Source organism: Burkholderia sp. SRS-W-2-2016 (assembly GCF_001931485.1).
GTDB lineage: Bacteria > Pseudomonadota > Gammaproteobacteria > Burkholderiales > Burkholderiaceae > Paraburkholderia.
This window is the reverse complement of the sequence record NZ_MSDV01000039.1, coordinates 55,754-71,312: the sequence shown is the minus strand read 5'-3', so window position 1 is coordinate 71,312 and position 15,559 is coordinate 55,754. Positions and strand designations below refer to the sequence as shown.

Genomic DNA, 15,559 nt, shown 5'->3' with positions numbered 1-15,559 from the left:
TGCGGGAGTAGCTCAGTTGGTAGAGCGCAACCTTGCCAAGGTTGAGGTCGCGAGTTCGAGCCTCGTCTCCCGCTCCATACACAAGGGGAAGCAGCGCTTCCCTTTTTGTTTGGAAGGCCGGCCGTTCTGATTAATCAGAATCCCCGGTTCTTCTGGTTCTCGCCAGATTAATCTGCGAATCTCGTTTCTAGATTCCAGTCCGCTTGCGGCGCGATAGCAAAGCGGTTATGCAGCGGCCTGCAAAGCCGTTTAGGCCGGTTCGACTCCGGCTCGCGCCTCCAGTAGTTGATGTAAAGAAAAGCCCCGACCTGTCGGGGCTTTTCTTTTTTCTGTCGCTGTTTTGCGCTGATCCGCATCGCGCGGTCCCGTCGCCGCGAGTGGGAGATAGAATCGTCGCATTCCATCGCCTGTAGTTCGACGCGCATGTATTTTCAATTCACCGGCACCAACGTTCGCCTGCTCGGCTCGATGCATCTGTTTCCGGCAACGAACCGCCGCACGCCGCCGTGGATCACCGACGCCTACGACTGGGCGGACGCGCTCGTCTTCGAATCGGACCCGGCGACGATCCTGCCGCTTCTGCGCGCCGACGCAAAATCCGACGCACAACTCGACGCTAATCCCAACGCAAACCCCGGCGCCGCGCAACTGCGGTCTTTGATGCGCGCCGACGCGTGGACCCAGTTGCAGTCGCTATGGCCCGCGAGTGGTGCGTTGGCGCCGCTCGACGCGTTGCGTCCGTGGGCCGCGCTGATCGTCGCGCCGACGCTGTTGCAACAGGCCGTCGAAGGTGTCGAGCCGCGGCTGATGCGTTCGGCCAGCGCGCAGGCCAAACCGTTCTGGTATCTGGAGACCGCGCAGGACGTCGCCGCGGCGCTCGAATCGATTTCGCCCGAGGTGATCGCCACCGCGCTCGAACTGCTGATGGCCGATCGCGCGGAGCCGCAGCGCACGCTCGAGCGAATGTACGCGGCTTGGCTCGACGGCGATCTGGCGGCGCTCCAGCGGATCGCGGTCGAGTCGCCGATGTTCAATCTGCCGGGCCTGCGCGACGCGCTACTCGACGTCCGCAATCGCGCGTGGGCCGCGCGGCTCGGCGACTCTCTCGACACCAGCGAGCGCACCCTGGTGGTGGTCGGCGCGCTGCATCTATGCGGTCCGGGCAATCTGCTCGACTGTCTCGCGCGGCCCGTCGAAGCGGTGTACGGCGCGTAAATCCGCGCTTGCCGGCCCGGTGCCGCGGCGCCGTCCACGAAAACCCGGCAGTTTCCGCCAATTCCCTGCCCGGGAGAGCCGCTATAAACTAGCCGCTGACGACTCCGCTTACCGCCGCTCGCGAGATCAACCCATGCTAGTTCCTCCGACTCCCGTCAACGAAAGCGCCCGTCTCGACGGATTGCGCGCGCTGCATATTCTCGACACGTCGCCGGAAGAGCGCTTCGATCGCCTGACCCGCCTCGCGCGGCGGCTGTTCGGGGTGCCGATCGCGGTCGTGAGTCTGGTCGATGCGAACCGGCAATGGTTCAAATCGTGCGTCGGGCTGGACGCGCGCGAGACCTCGCGCGACGTGTCGTTCTGCGCGCACGCGATTCTCGGCGACGACATTCTGATGGTGCCCGACACGCTCGCCGACACCCGCTTCCACGACAATCCGTTCGTCACCGATGAGCCGAAAATCCGTTTCTACGCGGGTTGTCCGCTGACGGTTGCGAACGGCGGCAAGGTCGGCACGCTGTGTCTGATCGATACGCATCCGCGCACGCTCGATGGCGAGGACCGCGCGTTGCTGCGCGATCTCGCGCGAATGGCGGAGCAGGAACTTGCGGCGATCCAGCTCGCGACCCTCGACGACCTCACGCAGCTGTCGAACCGCCGCGGCTTCGAGGTGCTCGCGCAGCACGCGCTCAGCGTCTGCAAGCGGATGGATAAGCCGGCCTCGCTGCTGTTCTTCGATCTGAACGACTTCAAGCAGATCAACGACACGCTCGGGCACGCGGAGGGCGACCGCGCGCTGCAAACTTTCGCCGAGGTGTTGCGCACCGCGCTGCGCGAGAGCGACGTGATCGGACGGCTCGGCGGCGACGAATTCGTCGCGCTGCTGACCGGCACGAGCCATGCGGAAACGCGCGAGGTCACGCAGCGTCTCGCGCACCTGCTCGACGCGCGCAATGCCGAGCCGGTCCGTCACTATCAGATCCGTTTCAGCGTCGGCGAGGTGTCGTACGAACCGGCGCGGCACGGCACGATCGCCGAATTGCTCGCGGCCGCCGACGCGGCGATGTACAGCCACAAGCAGGCGTTGAAGGCGCGCGCGGCGCAGCGCCGCTGACCTCGGCGCCGCTAGCCCGGCCACGCAGCGGGTCGGGCAGCGCATCCGCGGCAGCGTCACGCATGTTCGCGCTCAGGCCGCCCGCCCGCGCACGCCGCTCGATAGCCTGTCGATGGCGCGCGCGGCATAATTGCGGATTCGCCCGTCTTCGCGCTGTCGCGCATTTTTTCTCAGATCCCCCGATGACCGATTCGCAGCACACCGCCGCCGCGCGCCTCGCCCAACTCGAATGGCGCTGGAAACCGTTCGTGGACCTGACGAGTATCGAAGTCTATGAAATGCTGGCCGCGCGCAGCGCGGTGTTCGTCGTCGAACAGAACTGCGTGTATGGCGATATCGATGGACTCGACGCGCAGGCCTGGCATCTGTTCGCGTATGGCCGCGGCGAAGATGCCGCGCTGCCGCCGCTCGCCGGCTATCTGCGCGTGCTGTTGCCGGACGCGGCGGACGCCGATGTGCGGATCGGCCGCGTGCTGACCACCGCGGCGTTTCGCGGTATCGGTCTGGGCAATGCGATGCTCGCGCGCTCGATCGCGCATATCCGCGAGCAGTGGCCCGCTACGCCGATCCGTCTGCACGCGCAGGCGCATCTGCAGGGCTTTTATGGCGCGTTCGGATTTACGCCGGTCGGCGAGATTCACGACGAGGACGGCATCCCGCACGTGTGGATGCGTTCGCTTTAACAGCCGCTCAGCGATGCCCCGGCGCGGTCTTCGACCCCGCCGCATGAGTCAGCCCGCGCGCGGCGGACGCGCGCCGCTCGGCCCGCAGGCGGCCACGCGCCGATAGCCGCATCCAGTGACGCAGCGCGATCAGCGCGCCGATCACGCTCATCATCGAACCGGGAATCCACAGCAGCAGTCCGCCGATCTGTTGATCGCGCATCGGACTGAGCCACGTGAACGCGCGCCCGCAGATCGAATAGATCGGATACAGCTCGTGCGGGGTGAAGAAGATGAACGCGCCGAGGATGATCTGCGGCGGGATTGCGGCAATCACGATCAGCACGCGCTTGCCCGGCGACAGACGCGCGGGCGGCGCGGGACGCGGATCGAGCACGAGCCACCAGAACAGCAGCCCGTCGATCACCATGCTCCAGTTCATCACCCGATAGAGCCGCCAGTCGAGCATCGCGACGAAATGAATCGGCGACATCAGCCAGAAGTAGATCAACCCGACGAACAGCGTGACCGCGACGACCGGATGCATGACGACGTCGAGCACGGCGCGCACCAGCCGATTCTGTAGCGCGGGCCGCACGAAGCGCTGCCGCCAGCGCGGCGCAATGCCGGCGCGCAGCGCCGCGCCCGGATACGACAGCGCGATGAAGAACGGCCCGAGGTGATGCAGCACCAGATGCTGCAGGCGATGCATGAAGAACTCATGCTCAAAGAAGTAATCGAGCCGCGTATGCAACACCACGTACAGCGCGACCAGCCCGAACCAGAACGACAGTTGCCGCGCGAACGACACGCGGGCCTTGCGCGCACCGCGCACGAACAGGATCGCGGGAATGATCAGCGCGATCACGACGGTCGGCGAGAACTCCCAGGGATCGAGCCAGTAGAGCAGGTTCATGACGAGGGCTGCGGTCGGGCGCGGCGGCGGTGCGCGCTTACTTGGTCTGCGCCGGGGACTTGACCGCGAACGGCGTGCTCAGCGTTGCGCCGTCGGAAAACTTCAGCGTCAGATGCACGGTGTCGCCCGGCGCGACCTTGTGCTTCGCATCTTCGAGCATCAGGTGGTAGCCGCCCGGCGCGATCGCGACCTGGCCGTGCGCGGGCACCGTCAGCTTGTCGACCATCACCATCTTTTGCGTCGAGCCGTTCGAGACTGTCTGATGCAGCATCACGTCGCCGTAGTCGTCGCTCGATACATCGACCAGATCGACCGGCTTGTCGCCCGCGTTGACGAGCGTCGCGTAGCCGGCCGCCGGCAGGTTGTTCGGCAGCCAGCGCACCCACGCGTCCTTGACGCTAATTGCGTGAGCATCGGCCGCGTACGCCACCGAGCCGATGCCGAACGACAGCACGACAGCGCCGGCGAGGGAAGCGAGGGTTTTGAGCTTGATCGTCATGATGGAAGGGAAGTGAAGGTCAGGAAGAGGTATCGATGAGACGGCGCAGGTCCTGCGCGATCGCATCGGGTGTGTCGTGATCGGTCGCCAGCAGCCGCGCGCGGCCCTGGCTGTCGAACACGTAGACGGCGGAACTGTGCGTGACCTCGTAGTTGCCGTTGGGGTCGCGCTTCTCCATCTGGTAGGCGACGCGATAGCGCTTCGCCAGCGATTCGATCTGCCGGTCGGTGCCGGTCAGTCCTTCGGCGTGCTGCGCGTCGAATGCGCCGACGTAGTCACGCAACGCTTGCGGCGTGTCGCGCGCGGGGTCGACGGTGATGAACAGGATGCGTACTTTCTGCGCGTCGGGGCCGAGCTTGCCGAGCACCTGCATCAGACGGCCCATCGTCTCCGGGCAGACGTCGGGGCAATGCGTGTAGCCGAAGTAGACGAGCGACGCGCGGCCCTTGAATGCATCGGCGGTGACGGGGCGCCCGTCGTCGGCGATCAGTGCGAACGACAGGTCCGGCAGGTGGCCGCTCACGTTGGTCAACTGCCACGGCTCCGCGCGTTGCGAACAGCCGCTGAGCGCGGTGAGCGCGAGCAATGCGCCGAGCGTCGCGCCTGTCGCGTACTTTTGCATGAACCGACCTGCGGACTGGCGTACCAACCGACGTAAAAACAGCCGCCCGACCCGCGCTGGCCTGGCACGGCCGCAGTTCGGTTGGGTTCGGCGAGTCGTAGAGATCGGGAACAAAACAGGGTTCAATGGCTCGATTGAAAGCGGGCGACGCGCGATTGGGCAGTAGCATGCAACGATGGACGGCCCAACCCGGCAGCGCAACAAGTGGCAGCGACTGTAGCGCAATTTCACCGCAAGCGTCGCGCCATGCCCCGGGCGCATGGTTTGCGGGGCAATTTGCCGCAGCCGGCTGAAAGCGATGTGAAACCCGATTGTTCCGCTTTTGAACGCAATCGGCCCGCTCGCGCGGCTGCGCTGCCCGCCGGGATTGAGTCCCGGCTTACTTTCTCGAAAAATTGACGGATGCGCGGTAAGATGCGCACACTTTTCCGGCCGCAGCAGGCTGAAAGGCGAACCCAGGCGATGCAAGCACTTCCGGTTGTTCTGTCTCCGAGCGAGACGGCATTTTTCTTCGACTTCGACGGCACGCTCGTCGAACTCGCACCCACGCCCGACGGCGTGCGGGTGCAGCCGCGCGTGATCGAGCTGCTGCGCGAACTGCGCAGCCTCACTAACGGCGCGGTCGCGGTGGTGTCGGGTCGCGGCATCGATAGTATCGATAGCTTTCTCGGTATGCCCGATCTGCCGGTCGCGGGTCTGCACGGCGCCGAGCGCCGCGACGCGAACGGCGACACCCAGCGCGTCGGCTTTAACGACGACCGGCTGCTGCGCATGGAGCAGGTGCTCGCGCAGGTGGTCAACGATCACCCCGGCATGCTGCTCGAGATCAAGGGCGCGGCGCTCGCGCTGCACTACCGCAATGCGCCGGACCGTGAGCCGGTCGCGCGCGAGGCGACCGAGCGGCTGGTCGCCCAGTACCCGGCCTCGTACGTGCTGCAGCCGGGCAAGATGGTCTACGAAATCAAACCGAAGGACGTCGACAAGGGCCGCGCGACGCGCGCGTTTCTCGACGAGTTGCCGTTCACCGGCCGCACGCCGGTGTTTGCCGGCGACGATCTGACGGACGAAAAGGGCTTCGCACTCATCAACGAGCGCGGCGGCCTGTCGATCAAGGTCGGCGCCGGCGAGACGCTCGCGCATACGCGGGTCGAATCGGTGAGCGCCTTGCTCGACTGGCTCGAAACGATCGTCGCGGCGGCGCGCGCGGCGTGATGCCGGCGCCGCATCGCTGAACGAAAACAACATACTGCCTCGGGAATCGCGTTTCATGAGCCGACTGATCATTGTTTCGAACCGGGTTGCGCCTATTTCGGAGGGCGGTCCGGCGGCGGGCGGTCTGGCGGTCGGTGTGTACGACGCGCTGAAAGAGACCGGCGGCATGTGGTTCGGCTGGAGCGGCGAGGTGCTGGGTTCGGGCCAGCCGCAGATCAAGGTCGAAGAGCGCGGTCCGGTGACCTTCGCGACGGTGCCGCTGATGCGGCGCGATTACGATCAGTACTACCGCGGTTTTTCGAACGCGACGCTGTGGCCCGCGTTTCACTATCGCTCCGATCTGCTGCACTACGACCGTCACGACTTCGAGGGCTACTGCCGCGTGAACGCGTGGCTCGCGCAGCAACTCGTGCCGCTCCTGCGTGAAGACGACGTGATCTGGGTGCACGACTATCACCTGATTCCGTTCGCGCAGGCGCTGCGCGCGGCGGGCGTGAAAAACCGCATCGGCTTCTTCCTGCATATTCCGTTTCCGGCCTCGCAGGTGCTGCTGGCGGTGCCGCCGCATCGCGAGCTGGTCGAAGCGCTGTGTTCGTTCGATTTGCTCGGTTTCCAGACCGCCCCCGATCTGCGCGCGTTCGGCGACTACATCGTCAACGAGGCGGGCGGCACGATCGACGCGTCGGCGCAAGGTCCGCTCACCGTGCACGCGTTCGGCCGCACGCTGCGGGCGAACGCGTATCCGATCGGCGTCTATCCGGACGAGATCGCCGAACTCGCGAAAGCCGGCGAGCGCGGCAAGCCGGTGCGCACGATGAAGGCGACGCTGCATTCGCGCAAGCTGATCATGAGCGTCGACCGGCTCGATTATTCGAAGGGACTGGTCGAGCGCTTCCGCGCGTTCGAACGGCTGCTCGAGCACACCGCCGCGCTGCGCAACAAGGTGTCGTTCCTGCAGATCGCGCCGCCGACCCGCGCCGACCTGCATGCTTACCAGGACATCCGGCTGCAGCTCGAAGGCGAGTCGGGGCGGATCAACGGCCGCTTCGCCGAGCTCGACTGGACGCCGGTTCTGTATATCCACAAGCAGTACGAACGCTCGGTGCTGGCGGCGCTGTTTCGCACCGCGCACGTCGGCTACGTGACGCCGCTACGCGACGGCATGAACCTCGTCGCGAAGGAATACGTGTCGGCGCAGGATCCCGACAATCCGGGCGTGCTGGTGCTGTCGCGCTTCGCCGGCGCCGCGCAGGAGCTGGACGGCGCGCTGATCGTCAACCCGGTCGATATCGACGGGATGGCCGAGGCGCTCGCGCAGGCTCTGGCGATGCCGCTCGCCGAGCGCCAGGCGCGCTATCGCGACATGATGGAGCAGCTGCGCGAGAACAACGTGTCGGTGTGGCGCGATAACTTCATGCGCGATCTGCAGAGCGTGGTGGACGCGAAGGGCGCCCGCGCCGGCAAGACGGCGGTGGCGCGTAAGAGGGCGGGGCGCGTGGGTGTGACGGGCTAGGCCGCGTCAAAGGCGCGAACTACGAGGCGCAAAAAAGCCGCTCCATGGAGCGGCTTTTTTATGGTTGCCGCGGCGCGCCTGCAATCGATGACGCGCGCCGTCGTGCACTACGTCCGTCAGGCCACGTGCTGTTCGTCGACCTTCTTGCCGCCGATATGCAGCGTCGCGCCCTTGCCGTACTGCTTCGCGAGCAGGTCGCGATACAGGCCCGGGCGCTGGCGCAGTTCGTCCGGCGAGCCGTCGTCGATGACCTTGCCGGCGCTCATCACGATGATCCGGTCGAAGTTGTTCAGCGTCGACAACCGGTGCGCGATCGCGATCACCGTGCGGCCGACCATCAGCCGGTCGAGCGCTTTCTGGATCGCTTCTTCCGACGCGCTGTCGAGCGCGGAGGTCGCTTCGTCGAGCAGCAGGATCGGCGCGTTCTTCAGGATCGCGCGCGCGATCGCGATGCGCTGCCGCTGGCCGCCCGACAGCTTCACGCCGCGGTCGCCGACGATCGTGTCGTAGCCTTCCGGCATCGCTTCGATGAAGTCCGAGCAGCGTGCCTCGCGCGCGGCGGCGAGCACTTCCTCGCGGCTCGCCTCGGGGCGGCCATAGGCGATGTTCTCGTACACCGAGCGATGGAACAGCGAGATGTCCTGCGGCACCAGCGCGATCGTGTGGCGCAGGCTGTCCTGGGTGATCGACGCGATGTCCTGGCCGTCGATCTTGATCGCGCCGCCCTGGGTTTCGTAGAAGCGCTGCAGCAGCGCGAGCACCGTCGATTTACCCGCGCCGGACTTGCCGATCAGACCGACCCGCTGACCCGGTTCGATATTCAGGTCGAAGTGGTCGAGAATTGCGCGGCGGCGCGGATAGGCGAACGTCACGCCTTCGAACGTGACCCGGCCGCCTTGCGGCACGAGTTCGGTCGCGTCGTCGCGATCGGGCATGCCGTGCGGCTCGAGCAGCGTGCGCACCGCTTCGGCGAGACGCGCGACGTGCTGGGTAACGTCGACGAGCGCAACCGCCAGATCGCGCGTGCCGTGCAGGATAGTAAAGCCGAGCGAGCTGACGAGCACGATGTCGCCCGAGGTCGCACGACCCTGGTCCCACAGCCACAGCGCCCAGCCGAGCAGCCCGGCCGACAGCAGCGCGGTGATCACCGCGTGCAGCAACCGCAGCTTCTCCAGATAGAGCAGGCTCTGCTGGCGCGCTTCCATTTCCGACTTGACCGTCGCGGCAAAGCGGTGCTGTTCGCGGAAGGTCATGCCGAACGCGCGCACGAGCCCCATGTTGCTGATCACGTCGACGAGCTCGCCGTCGACCGACGCCGCCTTGGTCGCAAAAGTGTGATGGCGCGCGGAGCCGCGGCCCGCGAGCTTGTACAGCACCACCGACAGGATCGCCGAGCACAGCATCAGGCCGAGCGCCATCAGCGGATTGACCGAAATGATCATCACGATCGCGCCGAGCACCGCGATGCACGGCGGCAGTACGTTCCATGCGGTGGTGTTTTCGGCGGTGTAGACCGCGTTCGAGGTCGCGGTGATCCGGCTCGCCAGCATGCCGGGCTGCTTCTCCGCGTAGTAAGTGGGCGAGTGACCGCTGAGGTACTGGAACAGGTCGCGGCGCAGGTCGCCCGTCACCGCGACGAACGTATGCGCGGCGACCCAGCCGCCGACTCGCCATAGCAGGTTGTCGGCGGCGATCAGGCCGACGAGGATCGCGAACGCGCCCCACAGCGGGCCGGGGTGATGCCGGCCGCCGGCGAGCACGTCGATCAGATGCTTGATCGCGTATTGCGAAGCGAGTGCACAGCCCACGGCCGCGAACACGCTGCACAGCACGATCGCATGGGCGAGCGGGTGGCGGCGGATAAAGCGGAAGAGAAACGCAAGCGGCCGATGCGCATAGCTCGCGAGCTTTGCGTTCTGGGCGTTACGCTGGGCGATGGTCAAATGTTCCAATTGAGCTGAGATCGTTGTGTTGCGGGTTGTGCATGCAATGCGCGGGCCACGCGGAACAGGCATGAACGCTCCGCGAAGCCGATGCTTCGCATTGTAAACATGCAAAGACGATTGCGCCCTGTGATTCCGGGCCTTGGCGCGATTGATTTCGCGATGGACTTCCGCACCTTGATGTGTCTCGACACGCCGGTTGCCCGACGGTTCAGGCAGATTGCGGAAAATTTCGAGATATAATTACAGATTGCATTCAACCCGGCCGGGGCATTTCTTCAATCCCTACCGGCAAAGTTGACGCTGCAGAGCCGGGATACTGTCCCGCCGTGTCCGGCCGAACCCCTGTTGTCACTCTAGAACTGTCTTAGAAAACAAGGGTTTGCAAAGTGTTTCGCGTTTGTAACAACGTAAAGACTTTGAAATGCGGCAGTGCGGCACGCAGATGGGCACCGATAATGCGTGGTCGTTAGCCCGGCAAATTTTCTGACAGTTTGTCAACGTAGGTGCCAGATGCGCGTTTACTCGCACATGCCCGGAAATTGATGCACTGGTCGGGCTCGTAACCCAAGCGATCCATCGCAGGATTTCTCGAAAGAATCAGGCCCGCGCCGGCTTATCCGGCCAGACTGCCCTGGCGAGCAAGCGAGTCGCTTTTTCCAAACGCAGTACTTTTGCCTGATTTTTACTAGGAGTTCGTCATTATGCGAATCGCTCAAATCGCTCCGTTGCACGAGGCGGTTCCTCCCAAGCTGTATGGTGGTACGGAACGTGTGGTGTCCTATCTGACCGAGGCGCTGGTCGAGCAGGGCCACGACGTCACGCTGTTTGCAAGCGGCGATTCGCAAACCTCGGCGAAGCTCGAAGCCTTCTGGCCGCAGGCTCTGCGCCTCGACCCGACGATCCGCGACGTGATGGCGCCGCACATGCTGCTGCTCGAAGAAGTGCGCCGCCGCGCGGACGAATTCGACGTGCTGCATTTCCACATCGACTACTACCCGTTCTCGCTGTTCGCGCGTCAGCCGGTGCCGTTCCTGACCACGATGCACGGCCGTCTCGATCTGCCGGAACTGCAGCCGATTTTCAACACGTTCAACGACGTGCCGGTCGTGTCGATCTCCGACAACCAGCGTCTGCCGCTGCCGCAAGCGCACTGGCTGCAAACCGTCTACCACGGTCTGCCGGAAGACGTGCTCACGCCGATCCCCGGCGTCGAACCTGGCTACCTCGCATTCCTCGGCCGCGTGTCGCCGGAGAAGGGTCTTGACCGCGCGATCCGCATCGCCGGCCAGGCAGGCATGAAGCTGAAGGTCGCCGCGAAGATCGACAAGGCCGACCGTGCGTATTACGAAGAAGTGATCAAGCCGCTGATGGCGCTCCCGCACGTCGAGTACATCGGCGAAATCGGCGAAGCCGAAAAGCGTGAGTTCCTCGGCAATGCGCATGCGCTGGTGTTCCCGATCGACTGGCCGGAGCCGTTCGGTCTGGTGATGATCGAAGCGATGGCATGCGGTACGCCGGTGATCGCGTTCAACCGCGGTTCGGTGCCGGAAGTGATCGAAAACGGCGTATCGGGCTTCGTCGTCGAAGACGAAATCAGCGCGGTCGCGGCGCTCAAGCGTCTGCACACGCTGCCGCGCGCGAATGTGCGCAAGGCGTTCGAATCGCGCTTCTCGTCGAAAGTGATGGCGAAGAACTACGTCGCGACCTACGAAGAACTGCTGCGCCGCAAGCACCGCACGGTGCTGCGCGAAGTCAACGCAGGCTAAACCGCGCCGCTGCTTTTCACGCTCGCAACGCCCCGCCGGCATCTCGCCGGCGGGGCGTTGTTGCATGCGCGCCGCGGTTTTTATCCGGCGACGCTTAAAAATACCGGTTTCGGCCCGGCGCGAGCGGGCCACTCTCGGTAATATCCCTATAATGGCCGTGCCGCGAACTGGACTGCGGCGCCGCCGACGACAGGAGGATGCCTTGGCGAGAACGAAAGAGACGCGTGCGAACGCCGCGCCCGGCGCCGGAACGATTTTTACGTTACGCGCCATCGGTCTCGTGCTCGCCGCCCGCTGGTTTTTCTCGATGGCGCAGATGAACCTGAGCTCCGCGCTGACCGCGATGGCTTCGTCGCCATGGGCGTGCATCAACCTCGTATTTCTGTTTCTGCTGATCTTCCAGCCGGGCGCGCGCGCCGTTGCCGAGCGTCCGTTCCATCCGCTGCCGCAATGGCTGCGTCAGGCGCTGCGTCTGTTTGCCTTCCTCGGATTCCTGTTTGCGCTGTGGTCGGTCGGCGCGTTCGTCGCGAGCGCCGGCTGGCGGCGCGCGATGCAGGTGGTCGCCGCGACCAACGGCTGGCTGGTGGCCGCGCCGGTGCTGTATGCGGCGGTGCTCTGGATCTGCCGGCCGCGGCCGCTGTGGCGTACCAACGTCGCGGCGCGGCGCTTCGCGATCGGCCGCTATGCGGTGTCGCTCGATCCGCTGACGCGCACGGTCGTCGTGTGGGCCGAGCGGCGCAAGGTTGGGCAATACGATGCGCGCGAGTTGTCGGTGCGCTGGGCCAACGGTCCGGCTGCGCGCGCGACCCCGACGCCCACGCCGGCGGTCGCGTTCGGCGCCGCGGGCGAGCCGGGCGCGTCGGCGGCACCGATGGCATCGGTGGCGGCGCCGGCGCTGACGCGCGGCGCGTTCGGGATGCGGCCTAAAGTCGAGTTGCTGTGGGATTCGCCGGCGGCCGCCGGGCATAACCGCCAGACCGTGTTTCGCGCGGCGTTGATGACCGAGGGCGATCGCGTCGCGGCTAGTGCGCTCGACGCGACGTTGCGGCAGGTCTGACGCCGCACGGTTCGTGCTGTCGGTCACATCGCGCGACCGATGCGCGCCAGCCGGAGCGCAGCTTCGCCGATAATGCAGTCAGGACGCCCGGACTCTGGGAGCGGGCGAGTGGGACACTCATCGATCGTATCGCGTCTTTCGCAGGAGTCGCTATGCTGGTTCGCTGGTTGCTTGCCGCGCTTCATCTGCTTGCTTATGGCTTTGCGCTCGCGTCGATTCTCAGGCGCACGTGGTCGTTGCGTCGAGCGTCGGTACCCGCCGCGTTGCGCTCGGTGTTTCGCGCCGATACGCGCTGGGGTCTCGCCGCGCTGGTATTGATCGTCACCGGGCTGATGCGCGTGTTCGGCGGCTACGAGAAGGGCGCCGACTTCTACCTCCACCAGCCGTTCTTTCACGCGAAGATGGCGTTGCTGGTGTTGATCCTGATCCTCGAAGTGCCGACCATGCTCGGCTTGATGCGCTGGCGCGCGTCGATTCGCAGCGGCGCGGCGCCGGATCTGAAGAAGGCGCGTTCGTATGCGCATTTCAGCGTGATCCAGACCGTGCTGCTGGTGCTGATGGTGTTCGCCGCCACCGGGATGGCGCGCGGTATCGGAATGTCTGTCGGCGCGGCGTAGCGCGGCATCGTCTGCCGGGCCGGTTAGCGCGAGTTCGCAACCACGCCAACCGGCCCAATCCCTTCCTGGCCGACAGGCCATCCGCTCACTCGACCAGCAAGCCCGAGTCGTGGCCCCGGTTCGGGTTGCCGCCGACGCTCTCGCGCGCGAGTTCCGGCTCGCCGAGTCCCTTGATCAGCTCCAGCGCCTGACGCTCGAACAGCCGCCGGTACAGGCCGTTGTCGCGTTTGATCAGCGCGTCGTGGCTGCCTTCCTCGACGACCTTGCCCTTGTCCAGCACCAGCAGCCGGTCGAGCGCGCGCACGGTCGACAACCGATGCGCGACCACCAGCGTGGTGCGGCCTTGCATCAGCCGCTCCATCGCGCGCTGGATCAGCACTTCGCTTTCGCTGTCGAGGCTCGAGGTGGCTTCGTCGAGAATCAGGATCGGCGCGTCGGCGAGGAATGCGCGCGCGATCGCGACGCGTTGCCGCTCGCCGCCCGACAGCTTGATCCCGCGCTCGCCGACCAGCGTGTCGTAGCCGTGCGGCAGCGCGGCGATGAACTCGTGCGCGCTCGCGAGCCGCGCGGCCCGCTCGATCTCCGCGCGGCTCGCGCCGGGCTTGCCGTACGCGATGTTCTCGGCCAGCGAGCGGTGAAACAGCACCGGCTCCTGCTGCACGATCGCGATCTGGCTGCGCAACGACGCTTGCCGTACGTCGGCGATGTCCTGTCCGTCGATCGTGATGCGGCCGCCCGAAATATCGTGCAGGCGCTGGATCAGCTTGATGAAGGTCGTCTTGCCCGAGCCCGAATGGCCGACGAGGCCGACGCGTTCGCCCGGTGCGATGCGGATCGAGAAGTCGTCGTAGAGCGGCCGGCTGTGCGCGCCATAGTGAAACGACACGTGCTCGAAGCGGATCTCGCCGGCGCCGATCGCGATCGGGCTCGCGCCCGGGCGATCCTCGATGCCGAGCGGCTGGCTGTCGAGCGACACCAGTTCTTCCATGTCGTTGACCGAGCGCTGCAGATTGCGGATGTGCATGCCGATGTCGCGCAAGTAGCCTTGCAGCATGAAGAACATCGTCAGTGCGAACGTGATGTCGCCGACGCCTGCTTCGCCGCGTGCCCACAGCAGCAGCGCGACGCCGAGAATCGCCGCCTGGATCGCGGCCAGCATGCCACCCTGCAAGCCGCCGTTGAGCGTGCCGCGCACCCACGTGCGGCGCGTGCGTTGCCGCCATTTGCCGATCACGTGCGCCAGACGCGCTTCCTCACGCGCTTCGGCGCCGAACGCCTTGACCACGCCGTTGCAGCTGACCGCATCGGCGAGCGCGCCGCCCATGCGGGTGTCCCACGCGTTCGCCAGACGCGCGGCCGGCGCGACGAAGCCGAGCGAGACCGTCACGGTGATGCCGATATACAGCAGCGAGCCGGTGCCTACCACCACACCCATCAGCGGCCAGCGCCAGCCTAGCAGCGCGGTCGCGCCGACCAGCATTACGAGCGACGGCAACAGTGCGATCAGCAGTGTGTCGTTGAGCAGGTCGAGCGCCCACATGCCGCGGGTGATCTTGCGCACGGTCGAGCCGGCGAAGCTGTTCGCGTGCCAGTCGGTCGAAAAGCGCTGCACGCGATGAAACGCGCTCGCGGCGATCTCGCTCATCATCTTCAGCGTGAAGCGGATGATGTTGAAGTAGACGCCCTGGCGCAGCAGGGTCGCGGTGAGGCCGAGCGCGGCAAGCACGCAGAACGCTTCGAGCGCGTGCCGCCAGATGAGCGCGGACGAGGGCGGGCCGGCCGCGATTGCGTCGACGAGCCGGCCGGCGAACACCGGCGTGAGGATGTCGGCGGCCGCGGTGAAGAGCGCGAGCGCGGCGATCACGACGATGCGCCACGGCTGTTGCGCCCAGTGCCGGAAGGTGAAACCGAGGACGTCCTTGAAGGCCTGTCCGCGAAAGTCGAGTTTTTTGCTGGTCATTGATTACGACCCGGCGACGCGCGAGCGCACCGCGGTTCCAGTCAGAAGAAGCGAAAAAGGCAGACAGTCGACGGATGCCGGCCGACGCGCAGCGGCTACACGCAATGGCGCGGTCGGGAACAACGACAACGAAACAACGGACTGTCCAGAATGAATGCGGCGCGCCGCTGGAGGCGGCCCCGCATTGGCGACGACGTTGCGGCTGTTAAGGTCGCATCAGTCGTGTCGGGCGGGCCGACGGTCGCGGGACCATGCAAGGGAGCGCGCGATGCACGTTGAACATGTGGCGCCTCCCTGTGATGGTTGAGATGAAAAAACGGCTGGGCGAAAAGCCCGAGTGCCGAATATATCAGCAGTGCGATGCGCTCGCCAACCTACGGAATCACGGTGCCGGCGGATGGGCCGGGAGTCGCATCGCAACTCATGGCTCTGCGCCAGCCGGGCGCCAATAGAAAAAGGG

General features: G+C 65.7%; 13 protein-coding genes and 2 tRNA genes. 10 read left to right on the top strand and 5 right to left on the bottom strand.

The features are described 5' to 3' along the window. Position 1 precedes the first annotated feature (1 nt). From BTH42_RS17955 to BTH42_RS17935, 5 genes are all read left to right on the top strand, one after another. Positions 2 to 77, top strand: a tRNA-Gly gene (locus tag BTH42_RS17955). 130 nt (positions 78 to 207) lie between these two features. Then, positions 208 to 281 (top strand) — tRNA-Cys (locus BTH42_RS17950). 142 nt (positions 282 to 423) lie between these two features. Then, the gene (locus BTH42_RS17945; RefSeq protein WP_075301808.1) at positions 424 to 1,215 is read left to right on the top strand and encodes a TraB/GumN family protein; all 792 of its coding nucleotides are present in this window, start codon (positions 424 to 426) and stop codon (positions 1,213 to 1,215) included. Positions 1,216 to 1,348: 133 nt separating this feature from the next. After that, the gene (locus BTH42_RS17940; protein ID WP_075301806.1) at positions 1,349 to 2,329 is read left to right on the top strand and encodes a diguanylate cyclase; all 981 of its coding nucleotides are present in this window, start codon (positions 1,349 to 1,351) and stop codon (positions 2,327 to 2,329) included. Between the two features lie 182 nt (positions 2,330 to 2,511). After that, entirely contained in the window at positions 2,512 to 3,012 is a 501-nt protein-coding gene (locus BTH42_RS17935) for a GNAT family N-acetyltransferase (RefSeq protein ID WP_075301804.1), read from the top strand. A gap of 7 nt (positions 3,013 to 3,019) precedes the next feature. On the opposite strand, the gene BTH42_RS17930 is transcribed toward BTH42_RS17935, so the two are convergent. The 3 genes from BTH42_RS17930 to BTH42_RS17920 are packed head-to-tail and all read right to left on the bottom strand — an operon-like array spanning position 3,020 to position 5,142. Further along, positions 3,020 to 3,907, bottom strand: coding sequence for a cytochrome c oxidase assembly protein (locus BTH42_RS17930; RefSeq protein ID WP_075301802.1), 888 nt, complete (start codon positions 3,905 to 3,907; stop codon positions 3,020 to 3,022). A gap of 37 nt (positions 3,908 to 3,944) precedes the next feature. After that, positions 3,945 to 4,406 carry a copper chaperone PCu(A)C gene (locus BTH42_RS17925; protein ID WP_075301800.1) on the bottom strand — a complete coding sequence of 154 codons (462 nt, stop codon included), beginning with the start codon at positions 4,404 to 4,406 and terminating at the stop codon, positions 3,945 to 3,947. 19 nt (positions 4,407 to 4,425) lie between these two features. Beyond that, positions 4,426 to 5,142, bottom strand: a complete 717-nt coding sequence (locus tag BTH42_RS17920) for an SCO family protein (protein ID WP_372237269.1) — start codon at positions 5,140 to 5,142, stop codon at positions 4,426 to 4,428. Between the two features lie 348 nt (positions 5,143 to 5,490). On the opposite strand from BTH42_RS17920, the gene otsB reads away from it, so the two are divergent. Continuing rightward, positions 5,491 to 6,240, top strand: a complete 750-nt coding sequence (otsB, locus tag BTH42_RS17915; RefSeq protein WP_075301796.1) for a trehalose-phosphatase — start codon at positions 5,491 to 5,493, stop codon at positions 6,238 to 6,240. Positions 6,241 to 6,295: 55 nt separating this feature from the next. Next, entirely contained in the window at positions 6,296 to 7,753 is a 1,458-nt protein-coding gene (otsA, locus tag BTH42_RS17910; RefSeq protein WP_075301794.1) for an alpha,alpha-trehalose-phosphate synthase (UDP-forming), read from the top strand. 116 nt (positions 7,754 to 7,869) lie between these two features. Here otsA and BTH42_RS17905 read toward each other — a convergent pair whose 3' ends face one another. After that, a complete protein-coding gene (locus tag BTH42_RS17905; RefSeq protein WP_075301792.1) occupies positions 7,870 to 9,705 on the bottom strand; it encodes an ABC transporter ATP-binding protein in 1,836 nt (611 codons plus the stop codon). Positions 9,706 to 10,400: 695 nt separating this feature from the next. Between BTH42_RS17905 and BTH42_RS17900 the strand changes: the two genes are divergently transcribed. The 3 genes from BTH42_RS17900 (at position 10,401) to BTH42_RS17890 (ending at position 13,139) form a co-directional block, all read left to right on the top strand. Beyond that, entirely contained in the window at positions 10,401 to 11,465 is a 1,065-nt protein-coding gene (locus tag BTH42_RS17900) for a glycosyltransferase family 4 protein (RefSeq protein WP_075301790.1), read from the top strand. A 202-nt stretch (positions 11,466 to 11,667) separates the two neighbouring features. Next, positions 11,668 to 12,522, top strand: a complete 855-nt coding sequence (locus tag BTH42_RS17895; RefSeq protein WP_075301788.1) for a hypothetical protein — start codon at positions 11,668 to 11,670, stop codon at positions 12,520 to 12,522. A gap of 152 nt (positions 12,523 to 12,674) precedes the next feature. Continuing rightward, entirely contained in the window at positions 12,675 to 13,139 is a 465-nt protein-coding gene (locus tag BTH42_RS17890) for a DUF2214 family protein (protein ID WP_075301786.1), read from the top strand. 85 nt (positions 13,140 to 13,224) lie between these two features. Here BTH42_RS17890 and BTH42_RS17885 read toward each other — a convergent pair whose 3' ends face one another. After that, positions 13,225 to 15,099, bottom strand: a complete 1,875-nt coding sequence (locus BTH42_RS17885; protein WP_075301784.1) for an ABC transporter ATP-binding protein — start codon at positions 15,097 to 15,099, stop codon at positions 13,225 to 13,227. Between the last annotated feature and the right edge of the window lie 460 nt (positions 15,100 to 15,559).

Excerpts from the sequence above, each read along its gene's own strand:
- BTH42_RS17945 (WP_075301808.1), top strand. The coding sequence starts at position 424 with ATGTATTTTCAATTCACCGGCACCAACGTTCGCCTGCTCGGCTCGATG.
- BTH42_RS17940 (WP_075301806.1), top strand. The coding sequence starts at position 1,349 with ATGCTAGTTCCTCCGACTCCCGTCAACGAAAGCGCCCGTCTCGACGGA.
- BTH42_RS17935 (WP_075301804.1), top strand. The coding sequence starts at position 2,512 with ATGACCGATTCGCAGCACACCGCCGCCGCGCGCCTCGCCCAACTCGAA.
- BTH42_RS17930 (WP_075301802.1), bottom strand. The coding sequence starts at position 3,907 with ATGAACCTGCTCTACTGGCTCGATCCCTGGGAGTTCTCGCCGACCGTC.
- BTH42_RS17925 (WP_075301800.1), bottom strand. The coding sequence starts at position 4,406 with ATGACGATCAAGCTCAAAACCCTCGCTTCCCTCGCCGGCGCTGTCGTG.
- otsB (WP_075301796.1), top strand. The coding sequence starts at position 5,491 with ATGCAAGCACTTCCGGTTGTTCTGTCTCCGAGCGAGACGGCATTTTTC.
- otsA (WP_075301794.1), top strand. The coding sequence starts at position 6,296 with ATGAGCCGACTGATCATTGTTTCGAACCGGGTTGCGCCTATTTCGGAG.
- BTH42_RS17900 (WP_075301790.1), top strand. The coding sequence starts at position 10,401 with ATGCGAATCGCTCAAATCGCTCCGTTGCACGAGGCGGTTCCTCCCAAG.
- BTH42_RS17890 (WP_075301786.1), top strand. The coding sequence starts at position 12,675 with ATGCTGGTTCGCTGGTTGCTTGCCGCGCTTCATCTGCTTGCTTATGGC.
- BTH42_RS17885 (WP_075301784.1), bottom strand. The coding sequence starts at position 15,099 with ATGACCAGCAAAAAACTCGACTTTCGCGGACAGGCCTTCAAGGACGTC.